This is a genomic window from Dolichospermum planctonicum (genome assembly GCF_005402965.1).
GTDB lineage: Bacteria > Cyanobacteriota > Cyanobacteriia > Cyanobacteriales > Nostocaceae > Dolichospermum > Dolichospermum planctonicum.
The window spans coordinates 69381-85635 of sequence record NZ_BJCF01000004.1 but is presented as its reverse complement, the minus strand read 5'-3'; the positions used below and the strand labels follow the sequence as shown (position 1 = coordinate 85635).

Below are 16255 nucleotides of genomic sequence, written 5' to 3'. Positions count from 1 at the left end.
TTATTTTTACTCAAAAACATATTTTTCTGCTACTTTCCAATACCGGGAAAACCGCTTTAAATCAATATATCCATCATATTCAAAAAACGGTTCTACAGCAAAAACTTCCAATTTTGCAGACTTTTCAATTTGATCACAAATATCACTAAAGAGGGGACTGGGGCTATCTGTAGTCACCACATGATTAGTATTATGTTCTTGAGCAAACGCTAAAACTTCTGCTGCTACATTCCCCCGGCGAATTTCTACGGGTAATTCTAGCAAACATTCGTAAATAAACGTGAGGCGTTTTAATCCAATATGCCACTTGGTAATTAAAGCATCATCCCAAACCCAAAGGGCTGGAGCTTGGGGATATTCTTGAAGTGCGGGGTTGTAGGGACTTAGACAGTCTCCATTTACCCAAACAACTGGTTGATTCATCATCTGTGCTGATCTATGTCAATAGAAGAATATATAAAATCCAATACCCATCTTAAATCATAACGGTGAAGTTGGATCATGTGCAAAGGGCTTAAATCCTTTACATTCCTGTAAAATAGGCATTCTGGCCTCTCACGTGAATTGCGTTGTCAACATTATCAATAAATTTTTGCTCATTTTTAGCAAATCGTAACTATAGATACATACAATTATAACAACCGTGGCTAACATGATAAAAATATTTGCTGAAAATATTTGATTAACAGGAAACATCAATAATCAAAAAAAACCATTGTTCTTGTTCATCTTTCCCTTTTAATAAAACCAGCTGACAGGAGTTTACCTTCTTAAATAATTTACTTGACAAAATAATCTTTACTGCCTTAAACATCAGGCTCAATAACACTTAATCACAATTTGGTATAACTGAGGACTTAGATGGGGAATCAAAAACACCTTTGTGGTAATTTCCCAAACTACTGAATATCCGCAGTTAACCTCCTGGTGATATTTCAGCTAAACAATCAAGGAGTTAACCATGGTTCGACAAATGTGCTGGTTATCTAAGTCTAACGGTGATGATGAAAAGATTTTGTACTTGCAAACTGCATCTGGACAACCTTGGCGGCCTTATACAGCTTTTCCTCAAATTTCAGTTCCAGATCATCGCGTTCCTCGCGGTTCCAAGGGTTGGGCTACTTATCAAAAACTCTTAAAAGCAGGTTGGACTTTAGTACCTAGTGCTAGAGGCAGCGAATTTGGCGAAAGTTGTTATACAGAGTCAACAGTGCAGATTTCATAACCCATACTACCATCTCTGGATTCTTTGCGCCTTTGCGTCTTGGTGCGAAATAAATTCATCAGTTACACCCGCAAGACCTTACAATAGATAGGGTGTGTTAACTGCTGTCAAGAACATTTAGAGAACATTTATATTTATGCCCCCTCGTTGGCCTCGCAAACCAGACCGCAAAGATCCAGAGTTTCGTAAACTAGATGATCGCATGAATTTTGCTGTTCATGTCGGTATTTGTGCAACTGTGACTTCGGGATTGTGGTTTTTCCACATTTTGAAAAATACTCCCTGGGAATGGCTACCAGGGTTAACAATTGGTTGGATAGGAGTATTAATACTGCATCTAATTTACATTGGTGCGATCGCTAATTACGATCAAACTCCACCAAAATCTACCTAAAGAATGAAAATTAAGCTAGGGTATTCTCACCTGTGGTAGTAGCTCAAGTCTAGCTACTTGAGTAATAATGTGAAATAAGCTAAGATATACCAATGTTACTAACAATGAGATTGTATTTATGGCTCAAATCAATACCACAGAATTACTAGAAACCCTAGCCGCAGAAATTGGTGAAAGTGTTTATATAGATATTGCTAAATGGCATCTTTATTTATCCGATGCCAGATTGCATAAGATTGTGGCTGAAAAGTTGTATCCTTTAATTACTTCTTGTGCTGTCAATGAAGATCAAGTAATTGCAGTTTTAGAATCTATTACCGTCAAAGTCGGTGGTGGGAGAAAGGAACTATCTTTAATTGATTTATTACCATTACAATGTCAAGTAGCCTTAGTGGATATCTTAGAAAAATATCAACGGGAAATATAATCTTTACTTTCTTACCATTCCCATTGGCAGATTTACACATTTGAATAATGGAGGTTGATCAAAATGTTTTTACAAATCAAAGATAGCCGCGATTTGGTGAAAATAGTTGATGTTCAAGAACTATTTGACCCCACTATTAAAATCGTCCATGCCCAAGATCAAGAAGGACAAGAAGAACAGGAAACGGACACTTATAAAAAGGAAGAATTAATATTTCCCTCTGGGGAAAAATTACCGCGTTGTTGGTTAGATGCCCATTATAGAGAGACTTGCTTAACTTGATTTTAATGATGTAGGGTGATTTGGTTCACCCTATGATTATAATATTATGATTATAATATCATGGGTCTTAACCCTATAAATTGGATTTGAGATTAACTATAAATGCCAGCCAAAGATATTTATCACAATACAGTTAAAACCGCCTTAGAAAAAGATGGATGGAAAATTACTGATGATCCCTTTAAACTAAAGTGGGGTTTAAGAGAATTATTTGTTGATTTAGGGGCAAAAAAATTACTAATTGCTGAAAAAGCAGAACGGAGAATTATTGTAGAAATTAAAAGTTTTATTAATCCATCGGCGATCGCTGATTTGCAAAATGCACTAGGACAATATCTTTTATATACAGACATATTAGAAGAAAGTGCAAATGAATATTTATTATATTTAGCTATTCGTGAATCAACATATAAAGAAATTTTTTCTGAACCTATTGGTACACTAGTTTTGAAAAAACATAAAATCCACCTACTTATTTTTGATCCCACCCAACAGGAGATTACACAATGGATAGACTAAATGAATATCAACAAATTATCCAGGAAGTATTAACTGAATATGCAGCAATTCCTTATTACCACAGAGAATTGCAAACAGAATTAATTATTGGTAAAAACGATAAAGATTATTTATTAATAACTTCTGGTTGGGAAAAAAGTGTGAGAGTTCATGCTTGTATTGTCCATATACAAATTATTAATAGTAAAATTTGGATTCAAAGGGATGGAACAGAAGATGGAATTGCTAACGATTTAGTTAATGCTGGTATTCCTAAAGATCAAATTGTTTTAGGTTTTCATCCCTTGGAAATTCGTCCTTATACAGAATATGCTGTGAGTTAAAAACAAAAATAGATCCCCGACTTCTCTCAGAAGTCTCGGATCTAAATAAATTGATTTAAATTGATTGTCAAGTAGTGAACTTAACTAAACCCCTACTTTTTCTTCTTCTGTTACACCCTCAGCACCCTGAGAAAAAGCTTTAGAAATCCAATAGGTGAAAATATGAGAAAGTACACCTAAAGGACCTGCAAATAAACACAAAGCTATCGAGTGAATTGTCCAAATGCCGGTTTTTTGTCCTTGCCAATAAATCCATCTTCCCACAAATAAATCCATGACTAAAAAATGAATCCAACCTGTAGCAGCAGCAGTTTCATTACTAAAAAACTTGGCTATATCTGCTAATTGAGGATTTGATAAAGCAGCAGCATTTTCTGGGGTAATGCTAGTGACAAATAAATACAAATACCCAGCAGCTAAAACCACAAAAGGTAGATAAGATTCCATGACCTTGCGGGTGACATTCCAATTAGGTAAAAGAATCATCAAAGCCCAAAAAGGCAAAACAAAAACATTCGCAACATTAAACAAATCTGTGGTATTCATAAGATTAGGTGACAGTTGACAGTTGACAGGTGACAGTAATGAGACTTACAAAGTTACTAATTGAGATTCTATTGCTGAAGATTGTAAATTACGACCGATAAAAACTAAACTGGTTTGTTTTGCTTCTTCTAGTTTCCAAGGACGATCATAAAATTTATCAAATCTATTCCCTACACCTTGCATAACTAACCGCATGGGTTTATTAGCAACAGCTACAAATCCTTTAATACGGTAAATTTCTTGTTCCTGTGCCAGTTTTTCTAATCTTGCTTGTAGCTTTTCCGGGTCAAAAGTCCGGTTTAAAATCACGTGAGTTGAGTTAATTTCATCATCATGATCATGGTCTTCTTCTGTGTCGTGGTGACTAGGACGATTATCTAAATTATCTTCAACTGCGGCTGCAAATCCTAATAAGATAGATGGGTCTAATTTACCATAATCACTAGCGACAATTTTCACAACTCTCGGTAATTCTTTCTTGACTAATTCTAAAACTTGTCCTTGAGTTTGGCTATCAACTAAATCAGTTTTATTCAAAATCACTAAATCAGCACAAGCCAGTTGATCTTCAAACAATTCTTGTAATGGTGTTTCATGTTCTAGACTATCATCTTCTTGTCTTTGGGCGGCTATAGCATCTAAATCACTAGCAAAAGTTCCCGCAGCAACCGCAGCACAATCTACTACTGTAATTACTGCATCTACCGTAGCAGCATTGCGAATTTCTTGCCAACGAAAGGCTTTAATTAAAGGTTTCGGTAAAGCCAACCCAGAGGTTTCAATGATAATATAATCAATACTATCGCGGCGTTTAATTAATTCCCGCATGGTCGGGTAAAATTCCTCTTGCACGGTGCAGCATAAACAGCCGTTTGTCAGTTCAAATATGTTAGTATTTTCTGGAGTTTCTTGTACTTCATCTTCCGGGCAAATTTGACAGGATTTTAATAATTCTCCGTCTATCCCCAGTTCACCAAATTCGTTGACTAATACTGCTATGCGTCGTCCTTGGTTGTTTTGGAGGAGGTGACGGATAATGCTGGTTTTACCGCTTCCTAAGAAGCCTGTGATCACGGTAACGGGGATCTTTGTAGCCATGTTTTGTGTGTAGTTTTGAAATCAATTTTACCATATATTGTCTAACCCCTCTCCAAACCTCTCCCCGCACCCCTCCCTGACCCTCCCCTACAGGGGAGGGAAAAGGAGCAGTTTTTATGATTGGAGAGGCTTAAATCCCAATAGAGTTTTGTAAAGAGTTTATTAAGCCCTTTTCTCTGTGTTCTCTGTGCCTCTGTGGTTTGTTTTAAAAAAGAGATTTATTTTAACTGAAAAGTATTGGCTGAAATACTTAATTTAATATTACTAATTATTAGTTTAAAAGCCCCTCTCCGTGTCGGAGAGGGGTTGGGGTGAGGTCAGATTATTTTAAGAATATCCAATATCTATCATGTTGAAAAATTCCTGCACTACTTCATCAGGATTGTTATAACATCTTTGGGCATCAAATCTTTCTACAACTTTAATACCGTTCCTCTTGAAAATGCGTTCTTCTTCTTGTTCTTCAACTCTGCGTTCTGCGGTGTGATGTGGTTCATCAACTTTTAAAACTCCCCATTTACCTTTATAACAAATGAGAAAATCAGCTTCTTTATTTTCTCTACCTTTGGGTGTGGTAAGTCGTGCTAAGGAATTGGGGACAAATAAAACTCCAGTTCGGTCTAATGCTTCAGCAATTTTGATTTCTGTTTTTGAGCGAAAGCCTAGTCTTTCCCAAGTGTGAATTGTTGAGTCTGAACGTTGAACTCCTTGGTTATTAGAAGTATTATCTACATCAATATTTTTTTCTGGCTTATTAACAGTATTATCATTTTCGGGAGTTTTGCGTAAAATTAAATCTGTGTTTTCTATAATCTTCTTATATAAACTGGCAAATTCTCCAGGTGCAAAATTACCATTGATAGGTCGTCTTTCTGTTTTTTCATCATCAAGATAAACATATTCACAAATTACTGCGTCTAGGTTTGTTTTACTGTTAATCTGCCAATCTTTTATACAAGCACCTGTTAAAGTTGCATTGTGAAAATTTGTACCAATTACTTGGGATCTTTCTAAATCAGCCTCACTCAGGTTAGCCTCACTCAGGTTAGCCTTAAACAGGTTAGCCTTAAACAGGTTAGCCCCACTGAGGTCAGCCTCACTCAGGTTAGCCTTAAACAGGTTAGCCCCGTTCAGGTTAGCCCTAAACAGGTTAGCCCCACTCAGGTCAGCCCCACTCAGGTCAGCCTCACTCAGGTCAGCCTCACTCAGATTAGCCTCACTCAGATTAGCCGCACTCAGTTTAGCCCCATTCAGTTTAGCCCCACTCAGGTTAGCCCTAAACAGGTCAGCCCCGCTCAGGTCAGCCTCACTCAGGTTAGCCCTAAACAGGTTAGCGCCATTCAGGTTAGCCCTAAACAGGTTAGCCTCACTCAAGTCAGCCTCACTCAGGTTAGCCCTACACAGGTCAGCCCCACTCAGGTTAGCCCCACTCAGGTTAGCCCCACTCAGGTTAGCCCCATTCAGTTTAGCCCCACTCAGGTTAGCCCCACTCAGGTTAGCCCCATTCAGTTTAGCCCCATTCAAATTAGCCCCATTCAAATTAGCCACACTCAGGTTAGCTTCTCTCAGGTCAGCCCCACTCAGGTCAGCCCCATTCAGGTTAGCCACACTCAGGTTAGCCCCATTCAAATTAGCCCCATTCAAATTAGCCACACTCAGGTTAGCTTCTCTCAGGTCAGCCCCACTCAGGTCAGCCCTAAACAGGTCAGCCCCACTCAGGTTAGCCTCACTCAGGTTAGCCTCACTCAGGTTAGCCCAACACAGGTTAGCCCAACACAGGTTAGTCTCACACAGGTTAGCCTCACTCAGGTTAGTCTCACACAGGTTAGCCTCACGCAGGTCAGCCCCTCTCAAGTCAGGTGTTACATCTGGATTTTCCTCTCTCCACTCATGCCAAACCTCTACCCCTTGCGTCAGTATTGCTAAATGCTCATCATTTGCCATAATCTAGTTTTTATACCTAAAATTGCCAATATTCGGATTTTAACCTAATTTCATGAAGATAAAACTAAGCTGGTTAAAATTTACCCTTAAAAAATTAATTTCTGCCAACCAATAGCTAAACTATTATTCAGTCTGTTTTCATAAAATCTTGTATCAGTTCCCAGAACCACTAATATAGAATAGGTTTATAATGTCAAGAACTGATTGTATTTGATGATAAAAATGAGGAGATAGTACAATGGATACCAAATTAAAATATCAAGAAATCATCAAAAGCATATTAACAGAAACCGCCGAATATCGCGCTTCTATACCTGATGGTTATAACTCCCAAGTTTTATTTGATGATGAACATGAACGTTATCTAGTTTTAGATATTGGTTGGAACGATGATCAATATCTACATACCACACCAATTCATGTAGATTTGATTGATCATAAAATTTGGATTCAATATGATGATACAGAAGAAGGTATTGCTAATGATTTTATAGCAGCAGGTGTTCCTACACAGGATATTGTACTTGGTTTTCGTCATCCTCAAATCAGACCATATACAAACTTTGCTGTTAGTTAATAGTTCATTTTTTTATGAGCAAATTTATGAAATTGATAAAACCATCTCTAGAATACTATTTAAACCTTCAATATCCCGTCACTCTTTACCCTGACGTAGAACAAGGTGGATATGTAGCAGAAATCAAAGACTTACCCGGATGTCTCACTCAAGGAGAAACCCTAGCAGAGACAATGACAAATATCAATGAAGCGCGGGAATTGTGGATAGAAACAGCTTATGAAGCGGGGGATAATATTCCTTTACCCAGTGAAAAAGATATCATAAATGATCCACTAGCTGAGTTTATTGGTTTGGTAGAAAATGGGAGTTTAGCGCAAAATATAGATCAAGAATTATGAGATTAATTTACTAAATTTGATATTCGTGCAAAAAATCTTTTGCTTTCCTAATTGGTTATTTTCCCTGCGAACTTCTCGCACAATTTCACAAATCTCTTCTGTTGTCAAAGGATGAGGATCATTTACTGCTTCTCTTGTTTTCCTTAATTCATTCCAATCAAATTTAGCAGCTTTTTTTAAAAAAATACCATCTTCGGTGATGGTAACTGAATATTTTTCACCATTCACAAATTGTTCTTGAATTTGATGATTCTAAATTGGGGTAATCTCCCTCTGGTTGCTTTCATGCACATAAAAACAATCACAGGGAAATTACCCCCAGTTATTTTAAGTTGAGATGAGTTGAGATGAGTTGAGATGAGTTGAGAAAAGTTAATATTTCTTAACTCATTACTCAGCAGTTACCAATTCAGTGCTACCTTTTGTCCGTTTTCGGGTTAAAGTGTTGTAAACCATGATCCCAATGGCTTTAATCAAATTACCTTCCAATTCTTGGAACATCTTCATGTTCACACCAAAGGCGGCATTTGCTTCTTCTACAATGCGATCGCCTGTGGTATCATCAATGGGCATAGCATCCAAATTTTGCCGATATTCCGCTTTAAATGCTTTCTCGTCGCTAATATCTGCAAATTCATAAAAGGCTGTCCCTTCCCCTTCACCCAATTTCATCGCAGTTTGAGCAATACCTTTGAGAATTTGTCCCCCCGATAAATCACCTAGATAACGGGTATAGGAATGAGCAATTAATAATTCTGGTTCGGTAGCAGAAATTTCCCGAATACGGTTGACATAGGCCGCACCCGCAGGGGACAATTTAATTTGTTCCCGCCAAAGTTTGCCATAGTAGTAAGTTAAATCCTGTTCTAGGGTCTGCTTGCGGTTAAGTTGGGGAAAGTAAATTTTACTCAACACCGGGTGATGTTTGTGTTTTTCCATCTCCTCTTCCATGGCTGAGTAAATAAAGTAAAAGTTAGCAACCAACTTGCGGTAGGAGTTTTTTTCCACAACTCCTTTCAAAAAACACTTGACAAAACCCACATTTTCTGCCATTGTATGTGCTTTCTTTGTCCCTACACGTAATTTGCTTGCTAAATTGCTGCTCATATTAAAATTCTCAACTGTAAAAAAATTAACTTCTGGAGTTTTCTGAACATAAGGGTCAAAAAATCCCATTAAAAGGTTAGATTAGAACTATTTGATGAGAATTTATATTAAAAATCATTAAGCAAGGAAACAACATCTTGTTTCACCAGGGTCGAGAATGATCAAAAAAAATGCTATTCTCCTGTGTAATTATCTGGGGTTCTTAAACTTATGGTTTCATCAATGGTTCAGACTCAAGGCTGTATTTCCGAATTGGTGACAAAGGTAGAAAATAGTTGGATGTTAAATTCCATACCGTTACCAGCTAATGCTTTATTCGGTACAGACGGTATTCGTGGTCAAGTGGGAGAACTGCTAAACGCGCCCTTAGCCTTACAAGTGGGTTTTTGGGCGGGTATGGTTTTAAGTAGTCATGCTACCTATCCAGGACCGATTATTCTGGGACAAGATTCCCGTAACTCTAGTGATATGTTAGCCATGGCCTTGAGTGCTGGCTTAACCGCAGCAGGGTTAGAAGTGTGGTATTTGGGATTATGTCCTACCCCTTGTGTAGCTTATCTGGCCAGCACCACTAACGCCATTGGTGGAATCATGATTTCCGCCAGCCACAATCCACCAGAAGACAATGGAATTAAAATATTTAATGCAGATGGTGGTAAGTTACCCCAAGCCGTACAAATGGAAATTGAGGCGGGATTACGTGGTAAATTATCCCTGGATTTTAGTATAAATAATTGCGGTAGACATTATTACCGTGCGGAGTTAATCAAGGATTATAGTCAAGCTATACAAGCACCTTTACAGTCGGGACCGAATCTGCAAGGGATGAAGATTGTTTTAGATTTAGCTTGGGGGGCGGCGGTAGGTTTAGCACCAGCGGTATTTACGGAAATGGGTGCGGAGGTAATTTGTTTACATAATGAAGCAAATGGCGATCGCATTAATGTTAATTGTGGTTCTACTCACCTAGATATTCTCCAAGCCGCTGTTAAAGTCCATCAAGCGGATTTAGGCTTTGCCTTTGACGGCGATGCAGATCGTGTTCTCGCTGTGGATAATACGGGCAGATCAGTGAATGGTGATTATATTCTTTACCTTTGGGGTCGTCATTTACAACAAAAGCAACAACTACCAGATAACCTGATAATTTCCACGGTCATGGCCAATTTGGGCTTTGAAAGAGCTTGGCAACAGATAGGGGGTAAATTAATTCGCACCGCAGTAGGTGATCAATACGTTCAAGCGGAAATGCGGAAAACTGGAGGAATGTTAGGAGGAGAACAATCAGGTCACATTGTTTGTAGTCATTATGCTATGACTGGAGATGGCTTATTAACAGCGCTACATATTGCAGCGGTGGTGAAAGAAGCGAATAAGTCCTTAGCAGAAATGGTAGATCAAAGTTTCCAAACCTATCCCCAAATATTACGAAATGTGCGAGTATTAGATCGTGAACGGCGACTAGGATGGGAAAATTGTCAACCCGTACAACAAGCGATCGCAAAAGCCGAAGCCGCCATGGGTGATAATGGTAGAGTCCTCGTCCGTGCCTCTGGGACCGAACCCGTAATTAGAGTCATGGTAGAAGCCGCTAATGCTGAACTTGTTAACCATTGGACAAATGAATTAGTTTCCCAAGTCCAACAACACCTGGCTTAAAAGTTCAGAAACAACAAACTTAAAATTTTGTTACAAACCACGACATACCGATAGGATAATCGGTCTTTTGTGTTATACTGTCACGGTATAATTTAGATATCTTTTGAGAACACAGGGAATCTTCTATGACTCTTCGTCTTGGTGATACAGTACCTAACTTTACTCAAGCCTCTACCCATGGGGAAATTGACTTTTACGCGTGGGCTGGTGATAGTTGGGTAGTGCTATTTTCTCATCCTGCTGATTTTACACCAGTTTGCACCACCGAACTAGGAACTGTTGCGAAACTCAAACCAGAATTTGACAAACGCAACGTGAAAGCGATCGCGTTGAGCGTTGATGATGTAGAATCTCACAATGGTTGGGTGGGAGATATTGAAGAAACCCAAAGCACCACCCTGAATTACCCAATTTTGGCAGACCCAGATCGTAAAGTTTCCGAACTTTATGATATGATTCACCCTAACGCAGCGGCTACTGTTACAGTCCGTTCTGTGTTTGTGATTGATAACAATAAAAAACTCCGTCTTTCTTTTACTTATCCTCCCAGCACGGGACGCAATTTTGATGAAATTTTGCGCGTCATTGATTCTTTGCAATTAACTGATAATTACAGTGTTGCTACCCCCGCAGACTGGAAAGATGGTGAAGATGTAGTGATTGTACCATCTTTGAAAGATCCTGAAGTCCTCAAGGAAAAGTTTCCCAAAGGCTATCAAGAAATTAAACCTTATTTGCGGATGACTCCTCAACCTAACAAGTAAGTTTTCATAACAGCAAATATTCTTTCTATTGTAGGGTGGGTTAGCCACTGCGTAACCCACCGTTACTTATTTGATTGTCTAATAGATAAGTTAGTTATTAGACTCTAATATTTGCCTATTTGAAAACTTTATTGCTAATCTATTTATCAGATTAAGTAATTCTAATTCATCTTTGATCTTTTGCTGATATTCATTTTCTTCTATATTAACTTCGGTAAATTTCGTATTCGATAATAAAGTTATATAATCTGTTTCATCTGGTAATAAATAATTAATATAAATCCCTTTTCTATCCCTCTTAATTACAAAATTTCTGGAATAATAGTCATCTTCTATACGTTTTGGTAATGCTTTTTTTGTTAAAATCTCTTCAATCAATAAAGCCATTGATTCAGTAATTTCTTGATGATTATATTTATCTGTTATCTTATTTAGCTTGGAAACATAAGGATATAATTCAGCTTTATGATCATATTGAATAGGTAAAATAATAAAACCATTTGCAGCTAACTCCGCTATTTTTTTAAATGGAATTTGTGAATTGTAGGGAGTTAATAAAATTCCTTGACATTTAATTTTGAATTTAGTTGGTAAATGATCAGATATTTCATTTTGTAAAATTTCTTTCAATTGTAAAATTTGTTCAATTCCATTTTCTAAGGAGTTGTGATTCTTTCCTTTCATTTCAATAATAGTACAAATACAAGAATTAGAATCAATATAAAGAGACATATAATCTGGACGCTTTAATGCTTGATTCTTGATCAGAGGATCATTTTTTCTATCTATTTCAAATAAAATACATAGAGATTTATTTTGAGAATCTAACGTTATTCTAAAATGTACTCCACTTTCTTTAGGAACAATTCTTCCTGGTACTGTACAGAACACTAGCAGATTTTCTAAAAAGTTAAAATTTTGCCAGTCAAGTTTATCTTTTTTATCCTGAAGATTAGAATTATTCTTCTGTTTCATCTGCTTTTTCTTGTCCTGCTTGATAAATTTCAAAAAACTTTTGTTGAATATCTACAGCAACATCACTTAAAGTATCCCATCTAATGCCATAATCTGGATCATTTAATGAAACTAATTTATTATCTTTCATTTCATACGCGCTAACTTTATCTATAGGTAAAAATGCTCTTTCATCTTGAAGATATAAAGATGAAGATTGACGTTTTAATATTTCAGGATTTTCATGATTACCATTAACTAAATTATTCAAATGTGCCATAACATAAGGACTATGGGTTGTGAGTAAAATTCTCACACCAAGATTAACAAGGATAGATAATGATTCCAGCAGCTTGGCTTGTGATTCTGGGTGTAAGTTCATCTCTGGTTCATCTATTACCAGAAAATCACCTTTACTTGCACGAAATCTTAAATATAAAAGCAATGGTGCAAGTTGTTTAATGGAAGAAGAAGCATTATATAGATCAATTTCTAAGTCCGTCTTAACTAAAACTTTTATTTCTTTTCCACCTAGTGGAGTAGACTTTAAGATGGTTTGGTTTTTATTTTGTAGTTGGTTTTCAATTACATCTGCTAACTTCTGAAATTCATTTTTACTACTTGTTGAATATATTTTATCTATTTCTTCTTCATCTTCAAGGTTTATATCAGATAAAAAATCTAAAAAATCTTCTACAGGTTGTGGATAACGAATATCTTTTGACTGTTTAATTAAGTCAAAACCTTCTTGATTAGTTGCAAGCCATAACTCTCTTTCTTTTTGTTTCAGTATTCGATATCTTTTCGTCTCAAGTATTTTATATATATTTATAAACGCATTTCTTTCAGCAGGAAAAGGAAAAACATTAGAAAAAAGCACTTGCTTAACACTCAATATAAATACTAAATCAGGATGATCGCTAAAGTGGTTTAGCATCTCTCTAAATTTTAACGTTATACTTTTATTTATTTCCTCATTTTCTATTTCCATTTTAAAAAACAAAACATTATCTTCTCTTGTAATTCTCAAGGAAGTTTCATCTGTCAAAGGGATAGTACCTCGCTGAATTAATTGATTGATCGCAGTTTCTACTTCTTGTCTTTCAATCATCATTGCAAATGATGTTCTTGCAAAAAGTTTACGACTTGAATCTTGAAAAAATGATTCTAAAGCACTTCCTTGAAAATTTTTTGCTGTTTCTTCCGCATCTTTTATAAATAAATCAAGTAGATCATTATCTATTGTCAATGACCAAATACCTTCTCCTTGCTGATTAAGTTTTAAATTATTAAATACATATTGGGGATATACGGTTCTACCAGTACGTTGCCACAAACCATAGGTAGAATAAGCAATATAAGTTTTACCTGAGTTATTTGGTCCAATAATTACTGTCAGAGGACGCAAATCTAACTCTGTTTCTTCAAGAGAACCTAAATTTGAGAATTTGATTTTCATTTTTCGCCTATATTCCAATATAGAAAATCCTATTAAGGATGCTGTTTACTAGTAAAGTATATAAGAATATGCTATTTCATTTTATCTCTAACTTCAATATGCTTTTCCCTAAAGGGTTATTAGCCACACTATAACATCCCCAATAAGACATTTTTACTTTATTTTCTCATATTGTCCCTAGCAGTTATAGAATAATAACGATATCCTTGTGAAGCCTACCAAGAACACAAGGTAGCGATTAAGTAGCAGATTTGACAGACTTGTAACACCAAAACTCTGTATCCAGAAGACATTAGTAGCATTTTAGAAGTTCGTAAAATTTTTATGGTTTCCCAAATTCGTTTTTTGATGTGCGCTCCCGACCATTATGATGTGGATTATGTGATTAATCCTTGGATGGAAGGTAATATTCATAAGTCTTCACGCGATCGCGCAGTAGAACAATGGAATAAATTATACAATGTCATTAAAGATCATGCCATTGTTGATTTGGTCGCTCCCGAAAAAGGCTGGCCTGATATGGTATTCAGTGCCAATGCGGGTTTGGTTCTGGGTGAAAATGTCGTTCTCAGCCGCTTTTTACATAAGGAACGTCAAGGAGAAGAACCGTATTTTCAACAGTGGTTTGCAGAAAATGGTTTTAATGTTTACACTCTACCCAAAGACCTCCCCTTTGAAGGTGCTGGAGACGCGCTTTTAGACCGGGAAGGGCGTTGGTTATGGGCTGGATATGGTTTTCGCTCAGAATTGGATTCTCACCCCTTCCTGGCTAAATGGTTGGATATTGAGGTGATTTCTCTGCGCTTAATGGATGAGCGTTTTTACCACCTTGATACCTGTTTTTGTCCTTTAGCAAATGGTTATTTGCTGTATTATCCCGGTGCTTTCGATTCCTATTCTAACCGCGTTATTGAAATGCGCGTCGCACCAGAAAAGCGCATCGCTATTATGGAAGCTGATGCTGTTAACTTTGCTTGTAATGCGGTGAATGTTGATAGTATCGTGATTATGAACAAAGCCAGTGATGGTTTAAAATCACGGTTAGCAGAGGTTGGTTTTCAAGTTATTGAAACTCCTTTGACGGAATTTCTCAAGGCTGGTGGTGCTGCTAAATGCTTGACCTTGCGGGTTACAGAACCTGTGAGAGAAGAACTACACGCTAATGTATCTGTAGAAAGTCGTGTGGTTCGCATGGAAGGGCATTTACTAGATGCAGGGTTAATTAACCGCGCTTTAGATCTAATTGTGGAAATGGGGGGAAGTTTCCAAGTTCTGAAATTCAACTTGGGAGAACAACGTCAAAGCACTTCCGCTGCTGAGGTCAGGGTATCTGCACCATCCCATGATGTCATGGAAGAGATTATATCTCAATTGATTGATTTGGGCGCAGTTGATTTACCCCAAGATGAACGAGATTCTAAATTAGAACCAGTTTTACAAGCGGGTGTAGCCCCTGATGATTTCTATGTCAGCACGATTTATCCTACTGAAGTTCGGGTAAATGGACAATGGCTGAAAGTGGAAAATCAACGCATGGATGGAGCGATCGCTATTTCTCAAACGAGTAATGGTATAGTAGCAAAATGTAAACTATTGCGGGATTTAGAAATTGGTGAACAGGTAGTAGTTGATGTCTTGGGTATCCGCACTATCCGTAAAGCCGAATCACGAGAACAACGCAATTCCCAAGAATTTAGCTTCATGTCCTCCGGTGTTTCCAGCGAAAGACGAGTAGAATTAGTTGTGGAACAAGTGGCTTGGGAATTACGTAAAATTAAGGATAGTGGTGGTAAAGTAGTTGTCACTGCTGGTCCTGTGGTCATTCACACTGGTGGTGGTGAACATCTGTCACGACTGATTCGAGAAGGTTACGTTCAAGGTCTTTTGGGCGGAAATGCGATCGCTGTTCATGATATGGAACAAAATATCTTGGGTACTTCCCTGGGTGTGGATATGAAGCGCGGTGTAGCGGTACGCGGTGGACATAGACATCATCTCAAGGTAATTAACACTGTCCGCAGGTTTGGTAGCATTGCTAAAGCTGTAGAAGCAGGAGCAGTTAGCAGTGGGGTGATGTATGAATGTGTGAAAAATAATATTCCCTTCTCCCTCGCTGGTTCAATTCGTGATGATGGACCTTTACCCGATACCCAAATGAACTTGATCTTAGCACAACAGGAATATTCGCAAATTATCCAAGGTGCAGATATGATTTTGATGCTATCTTCCATGTTACATTCCATCGGGGTAGGAAATATGACTCCCGCAGGTGTGAAGATGGTTTGTGTGGATATTAACCCGGCTGTAGTGACGAAATTGAGCGATCGTGGTTCAATAGAATCTGTAGGGGTAGTAACAGATGTGGGTTTATTCCTCAGTCTGCTACTTCAGCAATTGGATAAATTGACCAGTCCTTATGTTGCTAATGTAGGTTAAGAAATACCGCTTTTAACATTCTCAATCTTGTGGTGCGGGCATACTTCGACAAGCTCAGTACAAGTCTTGCCCGCCTTTGTGTTTTGTATAAAATATAATTTAGGACTTACGTAAGATGTGGCTGAACACCTTATTCTTGCGTAGGGGTAATTCATGAATTACCCCTACTTTCTGTTCTTTTTGCGTAAGTCCTGTAATTA

General features: G+C 37.5%; 19 protein-coding genes. 11 read left to right on the top strand and 8 right to left on the bottom strand.

The window, feature by feature from the left end; translation table 11 throughout:
• Window positions 1-6: 6 nt before the first annotated feature.
• A complete protein-coding gene (locus tag FFO06_RS03125; protein ID WP_137906779.1) occupies window positions 7-423 on the bottom strand; it encodes a deoxyribodipyrimidine photo-lyase in 417 nt (138 codons plus the stop codon).
• 538 nt (window positions 424-961) lie between these two features.
• Here FFO06_RS03125 and FFO06_RS03120 point away from each other — a divergent pair.
• The 6 genes from FFO06_RS03120 to FFO06_RS03095 all read left to right on the top strand — a co-directional run bounded on the left by FFO06_RS03120 (window position 962) and on the right by FFO06_RS03095 (window position 3170).
• The gene (locus tag FFO06_RS03120; RefSeq protein ID WP_137906718.1) at window positions 962-1225 is read left to right on the top strand and encodes a hypothetical protein; all 264 of its coding nucleotides are present in this window, start codon (window positions 962-964) and stop codon (window positions 1223-1225) included.
• 136 nt (window positions 1226-1361) lie between these two features.
• Window positions 1362-1619, top strand: a complete 258-nt coding sequence (locus FFO06_RS03115; protein ID WP_137906717.1) for a hypothetical protein — start codon at window positions 1362-1364, stop codon at window positions 1617-1619.
• Between the two features lie 118 nt (window positions 1620-1737).
• Window positions 1738-2046: a DUF3181 family protein gene (locus FFO06_RS03110; RefSeq protein ID WP_137906716.1), complete on the top strand. Its 309-nt coding sequence runs from the start codon at window positions 1738-1740 to the stop codon at window positions 2044-2046.
• 63 nt (window positions 2047-2109) lie between these two features.
• On the top strand, window positions 2110-2328 hold the full coding sequence (locus FFO06_RS03105) for an acetyltransferase (protein ID WP_137906715.1): 219 nt from the start codon (window positions 2110-2112) through the stop codon (window positions 2326-2328).
• A 102-nt stretch (window positions 2329-2430) separates the two neighbouring features.
• Window positions 2431-2847, top strand: a complete 417-nt coding sequence (locus tag FFO06_RS03100) for an element excision factor XisH family protein (protein ID WP_137906714.1) — start codon at window positions 2431-2433, stop codon at window positions 2845-2847.
• The gene (locus FFO06_RS03095) at window positions 2835-3170 is read left to right on the top strand and encodes a XisI protein (RefSeq protein WP_028083321.1); all 336 of its coding nucleotides are present in this window, start codon (window positions 2835-2837) and stop codon (window positions 3168-3170) included. The genes FFO06_RS03100 and FFO06_RS03095 overlap by 13 nt, the downstream gene beginning before the upstream one ends.
• 84 nt (window positions 3171-3254) lie before the next feature.
• Here the strand turns inward: FFO06_RS03095 and FFO06_RS03090 are convergent, their stop codons facing one another.
• From FFO06_RS03090 to FFO06_RS22240, 3 genes are all read right to left on the bottom strand, one after another.
• Window positions 3255-3716, bottom strand: coding sequence for an ABA4-like family protein (locus FFO06_RS03090; protein ID WP_137906713.1), 462 nt, complete (start codon window positions 3714-3716; stop codon window positions 3255-3257).
• 45 nt (window positions 3717-3761) lie between these two features.
• Window positions 3762-4814 carry a cobalamin biosynthesis protein CobW gene (cobW, locus tag FFO06_RS03085; RefSeq protein WP_137906712.1) on the bottom strand — a complete coding sequence of 351 codons (1053 nt, stop codon included), beginning with the start codon at window positions 4812-4814 and terminating at the stop codon, window positions 3762-3764.
• 327 nt (window positions 4815-5141) lie between these two features.
• Complete coding sequence (locus FFO06_RS22240) at window positions 5142-6758, bottom strand: pentapeptide repeat-containing protein (RefSeq protein WP_137906711.1); 1617 nt, start codon at window positions 6756-6758, stop codon at window positions 5142-5144.
• Between the two features lie 238 nt (window positions 6759-6996).
• On the opposite strand from FFO06_RS22240, the gene FFO06_RS03075 reads away from it, so the two are divergent.
• Together FFO06_RS03075 and FFO06_RS03070 are read left to right on the top strand one after the other, a co-directional pair.
• Window positions 6997-7335 (top strand): XisI protein, encoded by a 339-nt coding sequence (locus FFO06_RS03075; protein WP_137906710.1) that lies wholly within the window; start codon window positions 6997-6999, stop codon window positions 7333-7335.
• Between the two features lie 26 nt (window positions 7336-7361).
• The gene (locus FFO06_RS03070; protein ID WP_236097055.1) at window positions 7362-7676 is read left to right on the top strand and encodes a type II toxin-antitoxin system HicB family antitoxin; all 315 of its coding nucleotides are present in this window, start codon (window positions 7362-7364) and stop codon (window positions 7674-7676) included.
• On the opposite strand, the gene FFO06_RS03065 is transcribed toward FFO06_RS03070, so the two are convergent.
• Window positions 7671-7904, bottom strand: coding sequence for a hypothetical protein (locus tag FFO06_RS03065; RefSeq protein ID WP_137906708.1), 234 nt, complete (start codon window positions 7902-7904; stop codon window positions 7671-7673). The genes FFO06_RS03070 and FFO06_RS03065 overlap by 6 nt on opposite strands.
• Window positions 7905-8066: 162 nt before the next feature.
• A complete protein-coding gene (locus FFO06_RS03060; protein ID WP_137906707.1) occupies window positions 8067-8783 on the bottom strand; it encodes a biliverdin-producing heme oxygenase in 717 nt (238 codons plus the stop codon).
• Window positions 8784-8993: 210 nt separating this feature from the next.
• Here FFO06_RS03060 and glmM point away from each other — a divergent pair, with 210 nt between their 5' ends.
• Window positions 8994-10442, top strand: a complete 1449-nt coding sequence (gene glmM / locus FFO06_RS03055) for a phosphoglucosamine mutase (protein WP_137906706.1) — start codon at window positions 8994-8996, stop codon at window positions 10440-10442.
• Window positions 10443-10567: 125 nt separating this feature from the next.
• Window positions 10568-11206, top strand: a complete 639-nt coding sequence (locus FFO06_RS03050) for a peroxiredoxin (RefSeq protein WP_137906705.1) — start codon at window positions 10568-10570, stop codon at window positions 11204-11206.
• A gap of 90 nt (window positions 11207-11296) precedes the next feature.
• On the opposite strand, the gene FFO06_RS03045 is transcribed toward FFO06_RS03050, so the two are convergent.
• Window positions 11297-12181 carry a hypothetical protein gene (locus FFO06_RS03045; protein WP_137906704.1) on the bottom strand — a complete coding sequence of 295 codons (885 nt, stop codon included), beginning with the start codon at window positions 12179-12181 and terminating at the stop codon, window positions 11297-11299.
• Window positions 12165-13619, bottom strand: coding sequence for an AAA family ATPase (locus FFO06_RS03040; RefSeq protein WP_137906703.1), 1455 nt, complete (start codon window positions 13617-13619; stop codon window positions 12165-12167). Before FFO06_RS03040 ends, FFO06_RS03045 begins: the two co-directional genes overlap by 17 nt.
• Before the next feature lie 324 nt (window positions 13620-13943).
• On the opposite strand from FFO06_RS03040, the gene argZ reads away from it, so the two are divergent.
• Window positions 13944-16055, top strand: a complete 2112-nt coding sequence (gene argZ / locus FFO06_RS03035) for a bifunctional arginine dihydrolase/ornithine cyclodeaminase (RefSeq protein ID WP_137906702.1) — start codon at window positions 13944-13946, stop codon at window positions 16053-16055.
• Window positions 16056-16255 lie beyond the last annotated feature (200 nt).